We start from the raw sequence: 20,807 nt of genomic DNA on the forward strand, positions 1-20,807 counted from the left end.
GCTGCGTCGGGCCGCAGCAGACCGCGCCGCCGAGGCGCACCGCACCAGGAGGAGCAGAACCGTTGGACACCCCCGCCCACGCCGCCGTCCGCGTGCTGCCGACGGAGACGACCGGCGACACGGCTGAGCGCAAGGCCACCGTGGCTCTCCTGCCCGTCGGGAGCTATGAACAGCACGGGCCCTACCTGCCGTTGTCCACGGACACGCTCATCGCATGCTCCGTGGCCGAGCGGGTCGCGGCCTCCTACTCGGTGCAGCCGCTGCCGCCGCTGACGTTCTCCTGCTCCCAGGAGCATTCGGACTGGCCGGGCACGGTCAGCATCACCGCCGCCACCCTCGGCGCGGTCGTCAGGGACATCGCGCACTCGCTGCGCCGCGCGGGCGTGCCCGGGCTGGTCCTCGTCAACGGCCACGGCGGCAACTACGTACTGCGCAACGTCGTTCAGGAGGCCACCGCCGAGGGGCACCGCATGGCGCTCTTCCCCGTCGCCGCCGACTGGGACGAGGCCGCCGCGGCGGCCGGAGTCGAGACGCCCGCACGCAGCGACATGCACGCCGGCGAGCTGGAGACCTCGATCCTGATGCACACACGTCCCGACTGCGTACGCGAGGGCTACGAGACCGCAGACCACATCAGCGACGACCGCAGGCATCTGCACGCGCTGGGACTGGGCCCGTACACCGGGTCGGGGGTCGTCGGCAGGCCCTCGCTGGCCCGCGCCGAGAAGGGCGACGCGGTGCTCGCCTCGCTCGCGGACGCCTTCGCCGGTCATCTGCGCGCACTGGAGTCGCGGTGACCCCGGGGGCCGGCACACACCGGCATCCGACGGCGCCGCCGAGTCCGCCGCGCTGAGCGGCGACGCCGCCTGGGAGAGGCTGCTTCGCCTGCGTAGGCCGGAAGAGGCCGCGCAGGCGGGGCTCGTCAGGGACGAACACGGGCCCTGGCGCTGGTCCGTGCCCGCCTCGGCCGAGGCACAGACCCTGGCCTCGCTCTACGTCCCGCTCTGCCTCGGCGGCCCCGACTTCGCCTTCGCCCAGCTCGGCCAGAGCATCGACGGCTTCATCGCCACCCGCACCGGCCACTCCAACTACGTCACCGGCGAGGAGGACCGTCTCCATCTGCACCGGCTGCGCGCCCTGGCGGACGCCGTCCTCGTCGGGGCGGGCACCACGGTCGCCGACGACCCGCAGCTCACCGTGCGTGCCTGTGCCGGTGCCAACCCCGTACGTGTGGTGCTCGACCCCCGCGGCAGAGCCGGACGCGACAGGCCCGGGGCGAAGCTCTTCACCGACGGCAAGGCCCCCACGCTGCGGCTCGTGGGCGGCGACGGCGGCCCGGGCGCGGGCGCGGACGAGGGCGCGGGCGCGGCGGCGACACCGCCGACGGCGGGCGGCGGCACGGGCCCCCACGGCGAAGAGGTCGTCGAACTCCCGTGCGGCGAAGCCGGATTCGAGCCCCGGCTAGTACTGGAGACCCTCGCCCGCCGCGGCCTTCGCCGGGTACTTGTGGAGGGCGGCGGCGCGACGGTGTCCGGGTTCCTCCGGGCGGAAGTGCTGCACCGGCTGTACGTCACGGTCGCGCCGGTTCTCCTCGGAGACGGCGTACCCGGGCTGCGCTTCCCAGGGCCCGTAAGGATGGGGGAGGCCCTGTGGCCCAAGTCCCGCGCCTTCCCCCTCGGCACGGACATGCTCTTCGAACTCGACCTCCTCGACCGCGCCGGCGGCCCTGCGTGAACGCCGCGCCGCGAGCAGCCGGAAGACCAGTACGGCCGCTCCCGGCAGGCTGGACAGCAGCGCCAGCGCACCGTAGACCACCGCGGAGGCCAGGCCCTGCGCGGCGCCGAGCCCAGCGGCGCCGAAGGCCAGAGCGCACATGCCCTCACGGGGGCCCCACCCGCCGACGTTGACGGGCAGCGCCATCACCAGCAGCGCCATCAGCAGCGGCGCGACCAGCGCATCGAGCGGCGCCGAGGAACCGGCCACGCGCGCCGAGGCCACGAAGAGCCCCAGATGACCGCAGAGAGCGAGCACCGAGAAGGCCAGCACCGCGGGAAGGCTGTCGCGTGCGAACAGCGCGGCACGTGCGTCCACGAGGAACACCCCGAGGTCGCGGCGCCACTTCGCGGAGCGGCCACCGCGTCCCGCGAGCAGCGCACCGGCGACCGCGGCCACCGCGCACAGCACCAACGCGGCGGTCGCGAGCGGCACTTCGAGGGCGTCCAGCACCGGCAGCGGCGGAGTCGCGACCAGAAGCACCCCGACGCCCGCGGCGACGATCACGGCCTGGCCCGCGGTGCGTTCGAGTATCACCGCGCGCACGCCGCGGCCCACGTCGCCTGCCTCACGCCCGTTGCGCACCGCGCGGTGCACATCGCCCAGCACGCCCGAGGGCAGCGTCGCGTTGAGGAACAGCGCCTGGTAGTAGTCGGCGACGGCCGTCCCCAGCGGCAGCCGTATGCCGAGCTTCCCCGCCACCACACGCCACCGCCATGCGCTCAGCACGGTGGCGGGAACGCTGAAGGCGAAGGTCAGCAGCACCGCCTCCGCGTCGATACGGCCAAGTGCCCCCAGCAGCGCGGAAGTTCCCAGCCGGTGCACCACCACGCCGAGAATGAGCAGGGCCACCGGCACGCGCAGGCGCCGCCACAGCGCGCCCTTCGCACCGCCCTTCCCCCGGCCGCCCGAGCCGCCGCATTCCGTCGTGGATTCGGCGGCGGCTTCCGTACGGGCCCCCGCGCCGGTCTCCGTACCGTCGTCCAGGCGGTCCGCCGTACGGTCTTCCGCACGGGCCGCCGTATGCCCGCTCATGCCGGAACGTTCCCCGCCGGGCCTCCGGGCAGCGCCAGCAGATCGCGGTGGTGAACCACGGCCCGCAGCGCGCCCGCATCGCAGGCGTCGAGTCTGCGGCGCAGATACTCCTCGCTCGCCGCCTCCAGCGACGGCTCCTGCGCACATGCCGCCGCCACCCAGCCCAGCAGCCACTGCGCGGTCAGCGCACGGTCGGCGGGGCCCAACTGCCAGGGGGTGGAACGGGTGTGGACCGTGGCGCCGTTGCGTTCGAAGGCGGCCGTCGCGGCCTCGACCGCGTCCGGGCCGAGCAGCCTCCGGCCGCCGTCGGTGCGCCGCTGGTGTGCGTTGAACGCGGCCGTGAACTCCTCGTCCAGCGGATCGTGCGGATCGATCTCGACGCGTCCCTCGACCGAGAGCGCGAGCAGCACCGCACAGCCCGCCTGTGCGCAGGCAGCCGCGAGCGCCTCCACCTCGTCCGCCGTCAGCAGATCGAGCAGCGCGGACGCCGTCACCAGTGAGGTACCGGCGAGGTCGTCGGCGGTCAGCCGTGTGATGTCCCGCTGCTGCGGCACCACTTCGAGCCGTCCGCCGTCGGCGGACTCCCGCGGCATGCGGGCCGCGATGTTCTCCAGCAGCGTCGGGTCGCGGTCGTACATGAACCAGCGCTGCGGACCGTTGAGACGGGAGGCCAGCCAGCGCCCCATCGAGCCCGTTCCGCACCCCAGGTCCTGGACCGTCAGCGGGCCGCCTGACGCGGCGGCCTCCGCCAGGAAGCCTTCGAGGGGGCCGAGAAGCTGCTCCGCGCGGGCGCGGGCGTCCGCGTCCTCACGCAGCGCGAGCCACTCGGGGGCGTAGCGGGGCGAGCCGACAGTGTTCAAGCGCTACTCCGTTATTCGAGCCGGAGCCGCTCCAGCACTCCGGCCATCTGACGAGAGCTTTCGGCCCAACCCTGCAACTCTGTGCGGCGCCCGTGTGCGGATGTTGTCAGATGCGAACGAATTCCTGAATCTGTGAGCCATCTGTGCAGCGCAGCCGCTAGAGCTGCGACGTTTCCAGGTGGCACCAGAATGCCCGGAATGGTCCCGTCGGGTGCCGTGCCCACGGTGTGGGGGACGGCGCCCGCGTCCGTCGCGAGCACCGGCAGGCCCCGGGCGAGCGCCTCGGTGAGGACCATGCCGTAGGTCTCGGTGTGGGACGCCAGCACGAAGAGGTCCGCCGCGTCGTACGCGGCGGCAAGGCTCCCGCCCTCCTTCGCGCCGGTGATCCGCACGCGCTCGCCCAGCCCGTGCTCCTCGACACGGCGCCGCAGATCCGCCACGAACCTGGGGGCACGGTCGAGCGGACCGGTCAGCTCACATGTGAAATCGAGGCCGGGCTCCAGCCGGGAGAGGGCGTCGACGAGCACGTCCTGCCCCTTTCGGGGTGTGAGCGCCGCGACGCACAGCAGCCGTGAGGCCCCGTCGGTGCCGTGTGCGAGCGGAGCCGGGTCGGTGCCCGGCAGCACGGAGTGGACGCGCGTCCCGTCCAGCCCGTGCCGCACGGTGACCTCATGTGCCGCCCAGTCGCTGGTGACGACGACGGCGGCGGCCGCGTGCAACGTCCGCCGCTCCAGCCGCTCCAGCTCCGCCGCCTCGGCCGGGTCCAGACCCGTCTCGTCGGCGAGGGGCAGATGCACCAGCACCGCGAGGCGCAGCCGCCGGGCCTGCGGCACCACTACGTCCGGAACTCCGCACGCCACCAGCCCGTCGACGAGCACGGCCGCACCGTCGGGCAGACCGCCCAGCACGGCGGCGAGTTCATCGCACGCCGCCGGGCCGGGACGCGGCCACGCCCCGGGGACGGCCGTCTCCCGCACCGGAGTGCCCGCCGCGCTCATCTCGCGGCACACCCTGCGGTCGTAGGCGTTGCCGCCGCTGACGGAGCGCGGATCGTGGACGTCCCCGGGCATCACCACATGGACGGGCGGCGCGGGCGTCACGCCGCCCGCGCGCCCGGCGCCGCCCGCACCGCTCACAGCGCTCGCTCGTAGCTCGCCCAAGCGACATGCGATTCGTGCAGGGTCACCGTGATGCCCTCCAGGCCGCGGGCGTTCTCACCCAGTGCGCCCTCGTGCACGCGCTCGGCGAGGCGGTCGGCGACGAACCTCGCGAGCATCTCCGTGGAGGTGTTGACCCCCTCGAAGGCCGGTTCGTCGTCGAGATTGCGGTAGTTGAGGCCCGCCAGCACGTCCTTGAGTTCCTGGGTTGCGGCGCCGATGTCCACGACGATGCCGTCGGCGTCGAGTTCGCGCCGGCGAAAGGCGGCGTCGACGACGAACGTCGCGCCGTGCAGGCGCTGCGCCGGGCCGAAGACGTCACCGCGGAAGCTGTGGGCGATCATCATGTGGTCACGAACGGTGATGCTGTACATCGGCTCACTTTCTCTCTACGGGTCCTGCTGCGGGTTCCGCCGCGAAATCGGCCGCGGACCCCCATGGGCCCACTGCGGATTCCACTGCGGCATTCCGGGACGGACGGTGCCGCCCGGCGGCCTGTCGCGAGTCGTTGCGGGGATCGTCCGGCTCGCCGGGCGGGTCCGGCCCGGCGGGTGCGCGCTCAGCGGGCCGCCGTGCCCGCGCCGTCGCCGGTGTGCTCGTCGTCGTAGGCGATGAGGTGGCACAGCGCGGGCAGTTCGCCGGACGCGATGCGCGACATCACCTCAGGCAGTTCGCCGAAGCGCGACTCCCCGGTGATCAGCGTCTCCAGTGCGGGGTCGGCGAGCAGCCCGAGCGCGAGCGCCATACGGTCGGAGAACGTACGGCGCGCACGCATCGCCGGTGGCAGCCCGCCGACCTGGCTTCCGGCCAGCGTCAGACGACGTGAGTGGAAGGCCTCGCCCAGCGGGACGCTGATCCGCCGGTCGCCGTACCAGCTCAGTTCGACGATCTTCCCGTCGGGCGCGGCCAGTTGGAGCGACCTCGTCAGGCCCTCCTGCGAGGCGCTGGCGTGCACGACGACGTCGCACTCCCCGGTGGCGTCCTCCGGCAGCGCGAAGGGCACGCCCAGTGCCTCGGCGACCGCGGCACGGTCCGGGTCGGCGTCGATCAACTCCACGCGTGCGGCCGGGAAACGCGAGAGCACCGACGCCACACAGGAGCCCACCATGCCCGCGCCGATCACGGCGATCCGGTCGCCGAGCGCGGGGGCGGCGTCCCACACGGCGTTCACCGCGGTCTCCACCGTCCCCGCGAGCACCGCACGCCGCGCGGGGACCTCGACGGGCACCGGTGTCACGGCGTCCGCGGGCACCACGTAGCGGGTCTGATGCGGGTAGAGGCAGAAGACGGTACGGCCCACGAGATCCGGGTCGTCGCCCTCTTCGACGACGCCCACATTGAGATAGCCGTACTTCACCGGGCCCGGGAAATCGCCCTCCTGGAAGGGCGCCCGCATCACCTCGTGCTGGCTTTCCGGTACACGCCCGCCGAAGACGAGCGTTTCCGTTCCGCGGCTTACGCCCGAATACAGCGTGCGGACGAGGACTTCGCCCGGCTCGGGAGAGCGCAGTGAGAGGGGCCGAATCTCGCCAGAACCGGGGGAGCGCAGCCAGTAGGCGAGAGCGGTGCGCTCCATCTATGTGTCCTCCAGGTATGACGACAACTGCTAAGCCTTCACATCTCGGAGGCCACTCGTACCATAATCAGCCCCCTTCGACTCCGCCATATGCACCAGGAGGCGTGATGAGCAGCCAGCACAGGCAGGTCAGGCGGGCCACGGACCAGTTGAAACTCCAGACGGCGATCGGAATGGCCGGGCAGCTTCTGCTCCTGGGAATCCTGTGGGGCGTCACCGGCCTCGGACCGGTGGGCTGGGTGGTGGGGGCGGCATGCGGCGCGGCCGTCTGCTTCTTCCTGCTGCGGTCGGGCAAGTCGGCCCTCGGGCCCGCGGACCTCGTCACGTTGAGCAGAGCCGTACTCGCGGGCGGCACGGCCGCGCTCGTCGCCGACCAGGGGCGGGACGCCTCCCTCGTGGTGGTCGCGGTCGTGGCCAGCTCGGCGCTGGTGCTCGACGCCGTCGACGGGCTGGTGGCCCGCCGCACCGGGACGGCCTCCGCGCTCGGTGCGCGCTTCGACATGGAGGTCGACGCGTTCCTGATACTGGTGCTCAGCGCCTTCGTCGGCCTGTTCGTCGGGATGTGGGTGCTGGCGATCGGCGCCATACGGTACGCATTCGTCGCCGCTCAGCAGGTACTGCCGTGGCTGCGGGGGCCGCTGCCGCCGAGCCGCGCCCGCAAGACGGTCGCGGCGGTGCAGGGCATCGCTCTGGTGGTGGCCGGATCCGGACTGGTGCCGGGGCCGGTCGCGGTATTCGTTGCGGGTGGTGCGCTCGCCGCGCTCGTGTGGTCCTTCGGGCGCGACATCGCCTGGCTCTGGCACGTACGCACGCTGCCGGTGATCGCCGAAGGCGCCCTGGAACTGGCGGTGGTGCAACCCGGCTCGGGCTCGCCCGCGGCCGGCGGGAACCAGGGATGAGCGCCGTGACGGGCGGCGAAATGCCCGGGAAACCGCACAATCCCACCGGGTCCGTGCAATCAATTGCACGTACATGCAACCCGGTTGAGGATTCTCCTAAAAAATCCGATGCGAAGTTGGCCGACGGGTATGCTCAGCGCATGGCGTACCAGGAACTCTCTGTGAACAGCTCCCCGCGGCAAACCGCCGCTGTCGAGAGGGTGGTGGAGGTCCGGCTTCCCACAGTCCATGGAGAATTCCGGGCCATCGGATACATGGACACCCGCACCAACCAAGAGCAAGTCGCCCTCGTGCACGGCGAGATTGCCGACGGCGCACTCACGCGCGTGCATTCGGAGTGCCTCACCGGCGAGGTCTTCGGTTCCACGCACTGCGAGTGCGGAGACCAGCTCGGCACGGCGATGCGGATGATGGTCGCGGACGGCTCCGGCATCCTCATCTACATACAGGGGCACGAAGGCCGGGGAATCGGACTGCTGGCGAAGCTGAAGGCGCTGCAACTCCAGCAGGCGGAAGGGCTCGACACCGTCGAGGCGAATCTGGCGCTCGGTCTTCCCGTCGACGCCCGCGAGTACACGGTTGCGGTGGAAATTCTCAACGACCTCGGCGTGGAGTCCGTACGTCTCCTGTCGAACAATCCGAGAAAGCGCGACGCCCTGGAGGCGAACGGCATAAACATCGCCGAGCGCATTCCGCTGCTGATCCCGCCGAACAAGGAGAACCACCAGTATCTGCTCGCGAAGCGGAAGCGGCTGGACCACAGCCTTCCGCATCTAGACGGCCTGCTCGGCTGACACCTGCCCGCCCGGCCGAGGCCGGGCGGCGGCGGGGAGAAATCCCGGCGGCCCACGAACTGCGCGGCGGCACACGCCTCGTGATGGATGTCATGAGTCTGCGCTGAATTCCCGCCGGAGCTTCACGGCCCCCAGTGCGCTCCAATACGGTCCCTGCCGACCGTTCACCTTGCGCTCTGGGGGTCTTGTGAAGTTCGGGATCGGCAGTATCCGCTCAGGAAGGCGCACGAAAACGGCAGTCACCGCGGGCGTCGTCGCGGCCGGTGTGATCGCCGGATTCGCACTCGGAAGCTCTTCCGGGCAGGCGGCACCGGGCTCCGCCTCCGGGCCGGACCGGCGGGGAGCGTCGGCGGCGGGCGCAGCCGACGAGTCGAAGGACTTCAGGTTCCCGGGCGCCGACACCATGGCCCTGCACGACGGGTCGGGCAAGTACATCACCTACGGCGCCAGTTCACGCGGCAAGAAGGTGCCGTACTCGGTGAGCGGCTCCGGCGATGTCGTCGGTACGTCACCGAAGATCGGCCGGCGATGCCATGCCGCACGGCGGAGGGGACTGGGCGAAGAAGGGCGGCGTGTGGACGCCCGGCGCCTTCCACCACACCGAAGGCGGCGTCGCGCGCTACTACCTCTTCTACACGGCGGTGCCGAAGAGCGGCCCGGAGCGGCACTGCGTGGGCGTCGCATCGTCGAAGAAGCCCGCATCCGGATTCAAGGCCGAGCCGAAGCCGCTGGTCTGCCCGCCGAAGCGGTGGGCGATCGACGCCGACGTCACCACCGGGCCCGGCGGCACCGTGTGGATGACCTGGCGGGACGGAGGAGCGGCCGAGGGAGCGGAGTCCGCGCTCTCCGCGATGCGGCTGAAATTCCGTCAGGACGGCACCGTGGACCGGGCGTCCAGGACCCACGTTCTGCTGCGCAGCGACAAACTCACCTGGGCCCACTACAAGGACGGCGCAGGCGTCACCGTCATCGAGAATCCCAGCGCCCTTTACAACCGCGGCAGTTGGTATCTGTTCTACTCCGGCAATTCATGGCCCACGAACTACTACGCCACGGGCATCGCGAATTGCGGCGCCGAACTCGGCAAGGGCGCCTGCGAACCCATGCCGGGTCCGCAGAAGGCGTGGTTCTCCTACTCCGGGCCGAAAAAGCATCTGCCCGCGAAAATGCGCAAGTACGGCCTGCCGGGGAACAAGCGGGGGCCGGGTGCGATGGATGTGTACCGCGCACGGGACGGAAAGCCGTGGGTGACGTGGAATTACCTCTCCGACGAGAGCAAGCGGAAGAGCCGCACCGGGCGTTTGAGCATCACGGGCAAGGGCTCCTCGGCCGACTTCAAGGTCAGCCTGCCGTAAGGGAGTTGCCGGGCTGAGCACCGGGACCGGCAATGCGGGCCGATCACGGGAACGCGCTGTGTGGACCGACCGACGGGACCGGCCGCTGGAATCGCGGGCGGTCCCGGCCGGTCCCATGCGGATCACCATGCGGATCAACTCCGGATGGGGCCGGGTCAGGTCGGTACGGGCTCCGCCTCGTGCTCGGGCGCACCGGGCGGCGTCTCCAGCAGCCCCTCGACCGCCTCCGCGCTCCAATATCCGGCGGCGCCCCTTCGTGAGGCGAGATATCCGGCGATGCGCCGCCCGGACCAGCCGTGCGACTCGGCGAGCCCCGAGGCGAGATGCCTGAGATAGGCGGCTGCCGGCGGATTGCCCGGCACATCGTGGCACCCCCAGGGCGCGGTGAACGTCAGGACGGGATGCCCGTCGAGAGTTCCCGCGCACACCAGCGTCTCGTAGCGTCCGCTGCCCGTCTCGGCCCTGCCCGAGGCCAGCACCTGCCGCAGGTCGAGATCCGGGCCCGGCTCGCGGTGCATCTCCTGCGCGGCGATGTCGGAGAACTGCTCCGCCGTCACCAGCCAGGCCCGTGCCGCCGTGCCGCCACCCTCGTCGTCGCCGCCGGGACTCCCGTCCCCCTCCGCACCGGGGGCGGGGTCGTAGAACGCGGTGCCGCCCGTCCACACCGACGACTCCAGGGCGAAGTACAGCTCGCCCGGGAGCATCACCGGCAGCGCACGCTCCGGGGGACGCGGGTCCCGGCAGCCGGGCTGCGCACGCCGCCCGCCGGAGGGCCTGCCGCCGTTGAGATAGCAGCTCAGCCGGGACAGATGCATGTTGGAACCGAACGCCGCATACCAGACCTTCCGGGGCGCGGTGAACTCCCGCTGCGGCGGAGTCGGTCGGTGGGGGACGATCACTGTGGCTCCGTCTCGGTCACGCGGCCTTCGGCCTGGTCCTCTCACTCGTCAGCCGCGGGCCGGGGCCCGGACGGCCGACCGGGTGCCTACCCCGGCCGCCGGAGCGCCGAACAGTGTGCCTGGTCACCCGACGGGCGACTCTCGCGCGAGCGTGCCCCGCCATGCCTGTGAGCAGGCGCGTCACCGGACATGTGACCAGGCGTGTGACCGGCGTGTGATCAGGCCCGGAACGAGGCGTGTTCCGCGCTACGTAAGGCGACGATCACCGTCCGTGCCACCGGACGGACGGCGACCGGCCGGGGCGTCCAGGGCGTACACCGTGACCGGCCTGCCCAGGAACTCGTCCCGCCGGAGCGGGGCGAACCCCAGACGTCCGGCGACCCGGGCCGAAGCCGCGTTCTCCGGACTGATCATCGCTGTGACGCGGTCGAGCCGCAGGTGTGAGAAGCCCCGGTCGACGACTGCCGCCCCTGCCTCGGTGGCGTAACCATTGCCCCATGAGGCCGGTTTGAGGGCCCAGCCCGCCTCGACCTCGTCGAACTGCGGCCAGTGGTTGAGCCCGGACCGCCCGATGAACTCGCCGCTGCTCCGCAGCTCCACCGCGCACAGGCCATGGCCGCGCTCGGCCCACTGTTCCTCGGTCTCCATCAGCCGCTTGAGCGCTTGCTCGTGGGAGAAGGCCGGTACGAACCGGTTCACGAGCGGATTCGCGTGCAGTTCGACGAGCGCGCCCACATCGCGCCGCGTCAGCGGACGGCAGCAGGAGCCTGTCAGTCGTCAGCACGCGAACCTCCCTTGTCCTCATGCGAGTCGGGCGCGCTCGATCCCGGTCGGGCAGCCGCCCCCGCATTCGCACCCGCTTTCCGGCCGCGGTGCTCCGTGCCCGAACCGGGCAGCAGTACGCCCGCGACTGCCGCCAGGGCGAGAGCACCCGCGGCGAGCACCTGCACCCGGTAGTCGAGCACGGCCACCATCGCGGTGCCCAGCAGCAGCGCCAGGCCCGTGGGCGCGAACATCAGGGTGTCCGCGGTGGCGGCGACACGCCCCCTCAGACCGGCCGGGGTCTCGCGTTGCACAGCGGTGGAGGCCGCGACGAGCGGGCACGGCAGGCCGGTCCCGATCAGCACGCTTCCCGCGACCACCACCGTCGGCCACGGCGCCGCCCTCGCCAGCGAACCCAGCGCGAAGACCGCCAACCCCGTTGCCGCGAAGGCGCGTTCGGGCATCCGGCGCAGCAGCGCACCGGCGGCGAGCCCGCTGACGACGGAGCCGAGCCCCTGGGCCGTGGTGAGGACACCGGCGTACGCGGGGGAGCGGTGCAGCCCGTCGTCCAGCAGCGCGTAGGTCGCGGTGCTGCTCACGCCGGAGACGACGAGGGCGGCGGACCCCGCGAGGACCAGGGTGCGCAGCACACCGTGCCGCCACAGGTACCGGATGCCTTCGGCCGTCTCCCTCGTCCAACTACGCCTATGGGCGAGGGGCGTTGCGAAGGGCGCGGAAGGCCCGGAGGGCGGGGGCCGCCCGGGAGGCCCGTCCGCCCCGGGCATCCCCGCGTGCCGCACGCGGATCAGGGTGAAGGCCGCCGCCGCGAGGAGGAAGGTCGCGCAGTCCAGCAGCGCCACTGCCTTTCCGCCGAGCGCGGTGAAGAGTGCCGCCCCGGCGAGCGGCGCACACAGCTTCCCGCTCTCGACGGCGGTACGGGCCAGTCCGTTGAGGTCGCCGCGGAGTTCGGCCGGGACGACTGTCGCGCACAGCGCCGTCCCTGCCGCTCCCGTGAGCACCGATCCCGCGCCGACGACGACGAGCACGGCGAACAGCAGCCAGACCTGCCGTGCCGACTCCACCGCGAGGGGCAGGGTCAAGGCCGCGGCCAGAGCCAGGTTGGCGGCCGCCAGCAGCGGACGATGCGGGAAGCGGTCGGCGAGGACGCCGATCGCGGGACCCGCGAGCACCGGCAGCCAGAAGCAGAAGGTCACCAGGGCGGCGAGGCTGTCGGAGCCGGTCAGCGTCTTCACCCAGACACCGGCGGCGAGCGACATCGCGGAGTCACCGAAGGCGGAGGTGACCACTCCGCCCAGATAGAGCGCCGCGTTGCGGTCCCTCAGGACCCGGGCCCCGGTCCAGTTCAACTCCGCCCCCACCCCGCCGTCTTGGCGAGCCACACTACCCCCAATCAGTCGCTTGGGGGTAGTGGAACGGCCGAGCACCCGGGCGGTGGCCATGCGCTTTACTGGCCTGCGTGACCGGCATCGACCCCGTACTGCGCGCGCTCGCCCATCCGGTACGGCTGCGCATGATGACGCTTATGTGGCCCGGCCCGATGTCCGCGGCCGAACTCGCCCGCGAGCTGGACATCTCACATGCGCTGGCCAGCCAGCATCTGCGCCGTCTGGACGCCGCCGGACTCGTCGAGCTGGCAGAGCAGCGCACCAGACGCGGCGGCCGGGAACGCCGCTACCGCGCCGTGCACGGCGCGCCCCTCTCCGAACAGCGCGAGGGCGCCGAGATGCTGGCCGGGACTCTGGCGCACACCCTCCGCGAAAGGGCGGCGCAGCGTGCACCCGAGGGCGAAGGCGTCACCACCGACGCCGAGTTGTGGGTCGACCCCGGCGTATGGGAGGACGTCCGCAGACGTCTCGCTGACCTCGCCATGGAGCTTCACGACGCCGCCCGGCCGCCGCGCACCCCGCACACCTCACGCGTCGGCCTCACCGTCATGGCCTTCCCCATGCGGCAGGAGGAAGCCCCCGCGGGGGAGGAGGGGACCGGCTGACCCGCCACCGCGCGTTCGGTCCTGCACACCGCTGGCCCGTATACCGCTGCCGCTTGTACGTACCGCTGCGGTGCGTGCCTCCGCTTCGCCGGACACGCTGCGTAAGGAGACGTCAACGTGACTAGTATCAACGGTAGTTGGTGACGACAGCAGCCCAGAGGGTGACCGAGGAGCCCGTGATGGACGAGATGCCCGTGTGGATGCACACGGAGCCCCGGCCTCCAGTGGATCTACAGGTCGACAGGCCGCACGGCGCACGCATCTACGACTTCCTCCTCGGCGGCAAGACCAACTACGCGGCCGACCGCGAGCAGGCCGAGAAGGTCCTCGCCAGCATCCCCTCGGCGGCCGAAAGCGCCAGGGAGAACCGGGCGTTCGTCCACCGGGCCGCGCGCCATCTCGCCCGGGAGCACGGCTTACGCCAGTTCCTCGACATCGGGACGGGCATCCCCACCTCGCCCAATCTGCACGAGGTCGCACAGGCCGTCGACCCGACGGCACGCGTGGTCTACGCCGACAACGACCCGATCGTGCTGGCGCACTCCCGTGCTCTGCACACCAGTTCACCGGAGGGTGCCACGGCCTATATCCAGGCCGATGCGACCGAGCCGGACGCCATCCTGAACGCCCCTGAGTTCCAGCAGACGCTCGACCTGGGCCGTCCCGTCGCGATCACCCTCTGCCTGCTGCTGCACTGGCTGCCGGAGGGCTACGACGCATACGGCCTGGTCCGTAAGCTCGCCGACGTCGTACCGGCCGGGAGCGCGCTGGTGATCACCCATGTCACCAAGGACTTCGATGAGCGCGCGGGAAAGATCGAAGAGGACTTCGAGGACACGGGCTCTTCGGTACGCACCCGCACCAAGGCGCAGGTCGAGCGCTTCTTCGACGGATTCGACCTCGTGCCGCCAGGACTGGTGCCGCCGCAGCGCTGGCACCAGGAGCAGATGGAGATCGAGGCGGGCAGCAGCGACGTCGTCGGCGAGGACCACATTCCCATCTGGGCGGGCGTCGGCCTGAAGCGCTGAACTGCCCCAGCAGCGGCGAGAGTTCAAGCACACGGCTTCCCGGCAGCCGCCTGGCCCGGTCAGACCAGCCCCGGTCCGGACCTCAGCCGGGGTCGCGGGGGTCGAAGGAGTCCGGGTCGACGGTCAGCGGATCGGGAAAGGCCGCCGCGAGGCGGTCCCAGCGGGTGAACTTGAAGTTCGTGCCCGGCCGTTCGCCGTCCGCCGGAGTCTCCGCACCGTCGTGGGTGACAAGCACGCCCTTCGGAAACGCCCTGCCCAGCGGGGAGTTGACCACCGTGGAACCGTCGGAGTGCTGCACGGAGTCCGTCGCCGGGCCGTCCGTGACGGTGAACGACCCGACGTACGGGGTGCGTTCGCCCCGCCCGTACACCGCGAAGGTGTCGTCGCCCTGGCTGGAGGCGAGGACGTATCCGCGGCCGTCGCCCGCGTGGTAGACCGTGAGGCCCTCGGCGTCGGCGCTGAGCCGCCGTCCGCCGTGACCGGGGTCGTGCGCGGTGTCGAGGACGCACTCCTCCTTCTCCTCGTCGTAGCTCCAAGGCACCCCGTACTCACGGACCTTGTCGAACAGCGAGGGCGCGGCGAACTCGCCGCCGTCGAGGCCGATCCGCCACAGGCCCACGTCCTCCTGGGCGGCGTAGAGGATGTGCTCCTCCTGGTCGACGGCCATTCCCTCGACCTGTGGCCGCTCACCGGGGTCGGCGCACGGCGTCCACCTCTTGCCGCCGGGAAGCGTGAAGGAGGCCGGCAGGGCGGCCGAGTCCCGCGTGGTGTAACCGACCCTGCCGCCCACGTCCTTGAGCCTCAGCAGCTTCAGACCGGTCTCCTCGCGCCGTGAGACGACCGCGTAGGCCGCGTCGTCGTCGCTGTAGGCCGCGAGGCCGTAGGCGTTGCGCTGCTCGTCCACCTCCTCCTCGTCGCCGGAGAAGACCGGGCGCACGCCCCGAGCTGTGACGTCGGTCAGCGGAGGCCGTCCGGCGGACACGGCCGCCGGGTCGATCGCGTAGGCACGCACCCGGTCCCGGCCGCGGTCGCTTACGAGGGCCAAGTCCGTTGCGTGGCCGTCGAGTTCGAAGCCGTAGACGATATCGACGTTGTTGAGGCGCCCCGGCTCGGACCCCTCGCCGGGAGCGCCCGGCGCGTCGAGATGCTGAAGCCGCCGTCCGTCCGTGCCGTACACGTCGAGACCGGCCTCCTTGAGCGTGCCGACGACCAGGCTGAGCCCCGGGTCGTCCGGGTCGACCCAGACGGCCGGGTCGTCGGCGTCGGCGTTGCCGCCCTGCTCGTCGTCGTGTACGGCGGGTGTCTCGACGGCGGCCGTGGTACGTGCCGGGCCCGAAGCACCATGCGTCCGCCCCGGCCCGCCGGCGGCCAGCGCGGCGGGCGCACTCACGGTGAGCAGCACGCCCGCCACGACGGCGGCTCTGCGAACGGCCAAGGCACACAAGGGAGTTCGGACCCCCGCACGAACGGAGGCACCAACGGAGGAACGGACGGATGCACGAACGGACGCTCGGGCGGAGGCACGCGCGGAGGTGAAGGCGGTCGGTCTCACGGCTCTCCTCTAAGGCAGGAACGAGGTCGGCAGACCTGTGCGGGGAATCGTCGCACCGGCCGGTGAACCGGCCTCCACCGCCGGGCGTCCGAAGCCCGATCAGTACATGACGGGCTCAGTACGGGACGGGATCAGCCCTCTCTGATCCCGTCGGTCACACGACGGATCAGAAGGCGAAGACGCTGCTGCCGGTGTCCTTCATCGTGCAGGGGTTGGCGAAGGTGTGCTGCCAGTCCACGCGCTGCCCCTTCCACACGCCCTCGGCGGTGACCACGACCGGGTCCCAGATCCTCGTGCACATCGCCCCCGTCGATCCTTCGGTGCGTACGAGCTGCTCGAACCGGCCGCCCACGGAGGCCAGTTGACCGCATGCCCGGCCGGCTGCGGGGTGCGTGCCGCGGGGTCTGGGCGCGCACTCCAGCACCACGGCCCGCTGAACCGCCGCCGTCGCGGAGTCCGTTCCCCTGCCGACGGTCAGCACCAGCGCCGACGGGGCGTAGATGCTGTCCGCCTCCACGGAGTCGGCGTGGGCGACGCCGCTGCCGACGCTCATCAGACACCCGGCGGCGATCGCCGTGGCAGTCCCCAGCGCCTTCACACTCAACTGCTTAAACCGCATTCCGAACACTCCTCGACTTGAGTTCTCATATATCGGACGCGGAGGACTCTGGCGCAAGCCGCCGCCGCATGCACATCAAGCGCATACCGAACGATCGGTTCCGGTCGCGGTGCCTGCGGCCGATCGTGGTTGTGAGCGCGGACCGCCTGGTCAGGAGTGGTCCACGGGGCGCCAGGGGCATCCGGGACGGTGTCCGTCATGTGGGCAGATCATGGGTCGTTCAACCGAAAACAACCCAGCGACCTGCGGTGATGCCCGCAATCGTGCTTGCCCCGCTGTCACATTTCGGCCGGATACCGCCCTTGGGGCGTGTAACGGGAGCACGGGCGGGCGCTCTTGAGCGCCTCGCGGGCACAGCAGTCCGCAGGCCGCTGAGAGGGACGCGTCGTGGAGTTCGAACGGCCGTAGGGGCTGGGAGCCTCAGACGCCGCCCAGGGTGCGTTCCAGCAGAGGCAGCAGGCGGTCCCAGTGGCGCTGCGTCGCCGAGGGGCTGAAGGCGTCGGTGTCCGACATGGTGAAGCCGTGGACGGTGCCGGGGTAGATCTCGGTGGTGTATTCCACGCCTGCGGCGTCGAGTGCCTGGTTCAGCTCGCCGAGGGCCTCGGGCGTCAAGTCGTTCTCGGCGAGGCCGAGATGAACCTGGGCGGTGAGCTTGGGTACGAGGCGGTGCGGGCTGTCCGGGGCGTCGGTGACCAGGAAGCCGGGGTGGAATCCGGCGACGGCGGCCACCTGGCCGGGGTGGGCGGTCGCGGTGCGCATGGCCAAGGCGGCGCCCCAGCAGTAGCCGGTCACCCCGACCGGACCGGCGCTCACCTCGGGCTGGGCGGTGAGGAATGTGAGGTAGGCGTCGGCGTCGCGCAGTACACGCTCGGTCGTGTGCTCCTCGATCAGGGGCATCAGCCGGGCGATGAGCTCGGAGCGGACGTCCTCGCCGATGTGCTCGGGCAGTTCGGTCACCGGTGCCGGGCCGTGCCGGTAGTAGAGGTTGGGTACGAGTACGTAGTACCCGTGCTCGGCCAGTTCGCGGGCCATTCGCCTCAGTACGGGCCGCACGCCGAAGGCGTCCGTGTACAGCAGCACCCCCGGGTGCCGTCCGCCACGGTCGGGGAAAGCGGCGAAAGCGTCGGCCTGACCGTCGTCGGTGGGAATGTGAAGCGTCTTGATGGGCATGGCTGATCATCTTTCCCCAACGCCGGTGCTCGCACACAAGGGTTTCAGGACAACCACGGATGGAACGGACGACCGGCTCGCCCTGCGCACGTAACCCGCGTTGAAATACCGGCACATGACGCAAAAAAACACAGGCGGGGAAAGTGAGTCCGACATCACGAAAGAGGAGGCTCGTCCCATTGCGTTCGAGCCGTTTTCTTCCGTCAACGGCTTTCACGCCCGCGCCTTTTGGCTGTTGACTGGACCGGGGCGGGTGACCCCGCGCCCCTTGCGGCCCGTGAGGCTTCCGGACGGCACGACCTGTGTCCTGCGGCTTTCGGCGCCCCCACGTCCCTATGGGCCTGGATATGTGCGCGTACCGAGCGCGTCGGTCATGGAGCCGCGGCGGCGGCGCGAGCGTCGTACCGGGGAATGAACCACCGCGGGCGGCGGGCCCGTCGAGGCGCCCGGCGTATTGCACGGGCAGGGACTCCGACGGCTACGGCCGAATTCCATTCGGTACGTTGCATCGATCCGTAAGTTCCATCGATCAGTACGTTTCAGCGAGAGGACGCGATGACCGGTTCCCGTGATGAACGGCAGGCGAAGTCCGGTTCCCCCGGCCAGGGTTCCGGCGATTCCGCGCACGCCGCGCAGGAGCCGTCCGCCTCATCGCAGGTTCCGCTGAATCCCCAGGACTTCCAGGACCCCCTGGACCCACGCGACCGGGACGCGAGAGACCGCGCGGCCGCTCCCACGTCGGAGCCGGACCCGGACGACGCGTCGCGCGTCGTCACGACGATCAACCCCCGCATCGTCCCCGCGGGTTCGAGGAACCCGGTCCCGCCACCGCCGCCGCCGAGCCGGATGCGCAGGGCCCTCCTCGCCGCCGTCGCGGCCACGGTCGTCGCGGGGCTCTCCGCCGGAGGCTTCATGCTGTACGGCGACGACGACACGGACGAGACGTCGGGCAGGGACGCCGACCGGGAGACGTACTGGAACGGCGGCCAGGAGAACGACGCACCGGGCTCCGCCTCGCCCGCCCCCAGCGACTCCTCCGGCAAGGACGACGGAAAGGGCAAGCACAACAAGCCCGGCCCGGGCCGCAGTTCGAAGACGGGCACCCCCGGCGACGGCGACGGAGGCAAGCAGCGCCCGCCGCAGGACGACGACGATCAGGCGCCTCCCGCACCGGGTCCGCCCGACGGCTCCGGCGGCGGCGACGGCGCGGACGGCACCGTGCTCATCTGGAACCACAACTCCGACCAGTGCATCAACGTCCCAGGCGGCGAAGGCCGCGACGGTACACCGCTGGAGATACGTACCTGCTCCGGCGCCGATTCGATGCGCTGGACGTTCGAGGGCGACGGCACGGTGCGCGCCCTGGGCCTGTGCATGGACGTCGCCAACGGTTCCACCGAGAACGGCGCCGTCATCCAGCTCGCCGACTGTAGCGGCAACCCCGCCCAGCAGTTCCGGCTCAGCGAGGGCAGCGACCTGGTCAATCCGCAGGCCGACAAGTGCGTGGCGGTGCGGGACGGGAACGTGCAGAGCGGCACGCCGCTTCAACTCTGGGAGTGCACGGGCGAGGACAGCCAGAAGTGGAGTCCGGCGTAGGGTCGACGGATGGCGAAGTATTTCGACGTGCATCCTGAGAACCCGCAGCGGCGCACCATCGGCACGGTGGCGGAGAGCATCCGGTCTGGGGCGCTCATCGCGTATCCGACGGACTCCTGTTTCGCGCTGGGGTGTCAGCTCGGCAGCCGCGACGGCATCGACCGGATCCGCTCCATCCGCAATCTCGGCGACCGCCATCACTTCACGCTGGTGTGCGAGAACTTCGCGCAGCTCGGACAGTTCGTGCATGTCGACAACGACGTGTTCCGCGCGATCAAGGCCGCGACGCCCGGCAGTTACACCTTCATCCTGCCCGCGACCAAGGAGGTGCCGCGCCGGCTGCTGCACCCCAAGAAGAAGACCGTGGGCGTGCGGATCCCGGATCACGCCGTGGCGTCGGCGCTCCTCGCCGAACTCGGCGAGCCGATGCTCTCCAGCACGCTGCTCCTTCCCGACGAGGAGGAGCCGATGACCCAGGGCTGGGAGATCAAGGAACGGCTCGACCACGTGGTGGACGCGGTGATCGACTCAGGCGACTGCGGCACGGAGCCGACCACGGTCATCGACTTCTCCGAGGGCGAGGCGGAGATCGTACGGCGGGGCGCGGGCGACACCACGCGCTTCGAGTAGCGACTGCGGCCGTGGCCGCGGCCGTGGTCACGAATGACGGCCGTGGCCGCGATCGTCGCGGCCACGGCTGAGCGGCGGCCGGCCGCCGGAGACTCGATCGGGGACCTCGTCGGCGCTCAGCCCTCGAAGCGCAGCAACCCCAGGAGAATGCGGACGAGTTCGTCCACGACCTCGTCCAGGGACGCGTCGACCCACCCCGCCGACCAGTCGTGCAGCAGCCCGTTGACGCTGCCGATGAACGCCGCCGCCGCGAGGCGGTAGTCGCGGTCCGCGGCTTCGCCCCTGCGAACGGCGGCCTCCGCCTCCGCACGTATCAGCTCGATCCACCGTGCGCGCCGGGCCAGCCGCTGCTCGTCCATGCGGGGACTGACGCCGACGATCTCCGTGAAGGTGATCCTGATACGGCGCGAATCCTCGGCGATGCTCCCCGCATACGCACGGAAGACCCGGGCGTAGCGTTCCGCGAACGGCATGCCCGAGGTACCGGCGAGCGCTTCGACCACGGCGCTCTCGGCCCAGTCGTTGACCTGCAAGTGCAGTACGGACAGGACGTCTTCGAGGGTGCGGAACTCCTCGTAGAACTGCCGGGTCGACAGTCCTGCCGACTCGCAGAGCGCGGCGACGGTCGTCGCCCGGTAGCCCGGTCCCGCGCCGAACAGCTCCAGTGCCGCGTCGAGGAACCTCTGGCGGCGCTCGGCGCGCCGCTCGTCGGCCGCCTTTCCCGCATAGCGGCCGGTCGGCCGCCTGAGCCGCTGCGTCACCGGTCTCCCCTCATCGTGTTCCAGTCCTTCGCCGGCCCGGCTGCCCTCGGCCGACCCGTCCACCCGGCCGCCCCCTCAACGCCCGTACGCGGGTGCGCACATGGCCGTAGGCGGCCGTAGGTGCCGCCAGCCATCCTCTCCCGCCAGGGGGTTGAAGAACGACGAGTCCGCGGTTACCTTCGGTAGCCCAATGTGAAGTGAACTGTTTTCACATTGTCCGGCAGTGACGCCCCGCCGGAAACCCCTGTCCCGCACGGCAATTCACCCCCCACGCGCGTGCTCGCCCGGCACCGTCCGCGCCCGCGCGGACGCAGTCACCACGCGAAGGAG

20 protein-coding genes and 1 pseudogene are annotated in these 20,807 nt (G+C 71.2%); 9 read left to right on the top strand and 12 right to left on the bottom strand.

Features of this window, described 5'->3' with window-relative positions; translation table 11 throughout:
- Positions 1–62: 62 nt before the first annotated feature.
- Together MMA15_RS26085 and MMA15_RS26090 are read left to right on the top strand one after the other, a co-directional pair.
- Positions 63–797, top strand: coding sequence for a creatininase family protein (locus tag MMA15_RS26085; protein ID WP_241062608.1), 735 nt, complete (start codon positions 63–65; stop codon positions 795–797).
- Positions 798–954: 157 nt separating this feature from the next.
- Positions 955–1,734 (top strand): RibD family protein, encoded by a 780-nt coding sequence (locus MMA15_RS26090; RefSeq protein ID WP_241062609.1) that lies wholly within the window; start codon positions 955–957, stop codon positions 1,732–1,734.
- A gap of 105 nt (positions 1,735–1,839) precedes the next feature.
- Here the strand turns inward: MMA15_RS26090 and MMA15_RS26095 are convergent.
- The 5 genes and pseudogenes from MMA15_RS26095 to MMA15_RS26115 form a co-directional block, all read right to left on the bottom strand.
- Positions 1,840–2,808 (bottom strand): annotated as a pseudogene (locus MMA15_RS26095) (lysylphosphatidylglycerol synthase transmembrane domain-containing protein); the annotation flags it as partial.
- The gene (locus MMA15_RS26100; protein ID WP_241062610.1) at positions 2,805–3,668 is read right to left on the bottom strand and encodes a class I SAM-dependent methyltransferase; all 864 of its coding nucleotides are present in this window, start codon (positions 3,666–3,668) and stop codon (positions 2,805–2,807) included. The pseudogene MMA15_RS26095 and the gene MMA15_RS26100, both read right to left, overlap by 4 nt.
- An 11-nt stretch (positions 3,669–3,679) precedes the next feature.
- Positions 3,680–4,804: a glycosyltransferase family 4 protein gene (locus tag MMA15_RS26105; protein ID WP_241062611.1), complete on the bottom strand. Its 1,125-nt coding sequence runs from the start codon at positions 4,802–4,804 to the stop codon at positions 3,680–3,682.
- On the bottom strand, positions 4,801–5,199 hold the full coding sequence (locus MMA15_RS26110; protein WP_241062612.1) for a 6-pyruvoyl trahydropterin synthase family protein: 399 nt from the start codon (positions 5,197–5,199) through the stop codon (positions 4,801–4,803). Before MMA15_RS26110 ends, MMA15_RS26105 begins: the two co-directional genes overlap by 4 nt.
- Positions 5,200–5,384: 185 nt before the next feature.
- Complete coding sequence (locus MMA15_RS26115; RefSeq protein ID WP_241062613.1) at positions 5,385–6,401, bottom strand: zinc-dependent alcohol dehydrogenase; 1,017 nt, start codon at positions 6,399–6,401, stop codon at positions 5,385–5,387.
- 107 nt (positions 6,402–6,508) lie between these two features.
- On the opposite strand from MMA15_RS26115, the gene MMA15_RS26120 reads away from it, so the two are divergent.
- The 3 genes from MMA15_RS26120 to MMA15_RS26130 all read left to right on the top strand — a co-directional run bounded on the left by MMA15_RS26120 (position 6,509) and on the right by MMA15_RS26130 (position 9,449).
- Positions 6,509–7,300: a CDP-alcohol phosphatidyltransferase family protein gene (locus tag MMA15_RS26120; RefSeq protein WP_241062614.1), complete on the top strand. Its 792-nt coding sequence runs from the start codon at positions 6,509–6,511 to the stop codon at positions 7,298–7,300.
- A 140-nt stretch (positions 7,301–7,440) separates the two neighbouring features.
- Positions 7,441–8,094 carry a GTP cyclohydrolase II gene (gene ribA, locus MMA15_RS26125; protein WP_241062615.1) on the top strand — a complete coding sequence of 218 codons (654 nt, stop codon included), beginning with the start codon at positions 7,441–7,443 and terminating at the stop codon, positions 8,092–8,094.
- Between the two features lie 494 nt (positions 8,095–8,588).
- On the top strand, positions 8,589–9,449 hold the full coding sequence (locus MMA15_RS26130) for a family 43 glycosylhydrolase (protein ID WP_277400578.1): 861 nt from the start codon (positions 8,589–8,591) through the stop codon (positions 9,447–9,449).
- Positions 9,450–9,604: 155 nt separating this feature from the next.
- On the opposite strand, the gene MMA15_RS26135 is transcribed toward MMA15_RS26130, so the two are convergent.
- The 3 genes from MMA15_RS26135 to MMA15_RS26145 all read right to left on the bottom strand — a co-directional run bounded on the left by MMA15_RS26135 (position 9,605) and on the right by MMA15_RS26145 (position 12,477).
- Positions 9,605–10,348: a histone deacetylase gene (locus MMA15_RS26135; RefSeq protein ID WP_241062617.1), complete on the bottom strand. Its 744-nt coding sequence runs from the start codon at positions 10,346–10,348 to the stop codon at positions 9,605–9,607.
- A 246-nt stretch (positions 10,349–10,594) separates the two neighbouring features.
- Positions 10,595–11,083 carry a GNAT family N-acetyltransferase gene (locus MMA15_RS26140; protein ID WP_241062618.1) on the bottom strand — a complete coding sequence of 163 codons (489 nt, stop codon included), beginning with the start codon at positions 11,081–11,083 and terminating at the stop codon, positions 10,595–10,597.
- Between the two features lie 35 nt (positions 11,084–11,118).
- Positions 11,119–12,477 carry an MFS transporter gene (locus MMA15_RS26145; protein ID WP_241062619.1) on the bottom strand — a complete coding sequence of 453 codons (1,359 nt, stop codon included), beginning with the start codon at positions 12,475–12,477 and terminating at the stop codon, positions 11,119–11,121.
- 110 nt (positions 12,478–12,587) lie between these two features.
- Between MMA15_RS26145 and MMA15_RS26150 the strand changes: the two genes are divergently transcribed.
- Both MMA15_RS26150 and MMA15_RS26155 read left to right on the top strand, forming a co-directional pair.
- Positions 12,588–13,121 (top strand): ArsR/SmtB family transcription factor, encoded by a 534-nt coding sequence (locus MMA15_RS26150; protein WP_241062620.1) that lies wholly within the window; start codon positions 12,588–12,590, stop codon positions 13,119–13,121.
- A gap of 179 nt (positions 13,122–13,300) precedes the next feature.
- The gene (locus MMA15_RS26155; RefSeq protein ID WP_241062621.1) at positions 13,301–14,149 is read left to right on the top strand and encodes an SAM-dependent methyltransferase; all 849 of its coding nucleotides are present in this window, start codon (positions 13,301–13,303) and stop codon (positions 14,147–14,149) included.
- An 82-nt stretch (positions 14,150–14,231) separates the two neighbouring features.
- On the opposite strand, the gene MMA15_RS26160 is transcribed toward MMA15_RS26155, so the two are convergent.
- The 3 genes from MMA15_RS26160 to MMA15_RS26170 form a co-directional block, all read right to left on the bottom strand.
- The gene (locus MMA15_RS26160) at positions 14,232–15,584 is read right to left on the bottom strand and encodes a phytase (RefSeq protein WP_241062622.1); all 1,353 of its coding nucleotides are present in this window, start codon (positions 15,582–15,584) and stop codon (positions 14,232–14,234) included.
- Between the two features lie 283 nt (positions 15,585–15,867).
- Positions 15,868–16,320: a subtilase-type protease inhibitor gene (locus MMA15_RS26165; RefSeq protein WP_241062623.1), complete on the bottom strand. Its 453-nt coding sequence runs from the start codon at positions 16,318–16,320 to the stop codon at positions 15,868–15,870.
- Between the two features lie 420 nt (positions 16,321–16,740).
- Entirely contained in the window at positions 16,741–17,490 is a 750-nt protein-coding gene (locus MMA15_RS26170; RefSeq protein ID WP_241062624.1) for a dienelactone hydrolase family protein, read from the bottom strand.
- Between the two features lie 555 nt (positions 17,491–18,045).
- Between MMA15_RS26170 and MMA15_RS26175 the strand changes: the two genes are divergently transcribed.
- Both MMA15_RS26175 and MMA15_RS26180 read left to right on the top strand, forming a co-directional pair.
- Positions 18,046–19,086, top strand: a complete 1,041-nt coding sequence (locus tag MMA15_RS26175) for a ricin-type beta-trefoil lectin domain protein (RefSeq protein ID WP_241062625.1) — start codon at positions 18,046–18,048, stop codon at positions 19,084–19,086.
- A gap of 9 nt (positions 19,087–19,095) precedes the next feature.
- Complete coding sequence (locus MMA15_RS26180; RefSeq protein WP_241062626.1) at positions 19,096–19,716, top strand: L-threonylcarbamoyladenylate synthase; 621 nt, start codon at positions 19,096–19,098, stop codon at positions 19,714–19,716.
- A 116-nt stretch (positions 19,717–19,832) separates the two neighbouring features.
- On the opposite strand, the gene MMA15_RS26185 is transcribed toward MMA15_RS26180, so the two are convergent.
- Positions 19,833–20,477: a TetR/AcrR family transcriptional regulator gene (locus MMA15_RS26185; protein WP_241062627.1), complete on the bottom strand. Its 645-nt coding sequence runs from the start codon at positions 20,475–20,477 to the stop codon at positions 19,833–19,835.
- Positions 20,478–20,807 lie beyond the last annotated feature (330 nt).

This window comes from Streptomyces marispadix (genome assembly GCF_022524345.1).
GTDB classification, from domain to species: Bacteria; Actinomycetota; Actinomycetes; order Streptomycetales; family Streptomycetaceae; genus Streptomyces; species Streptomyces marispadix.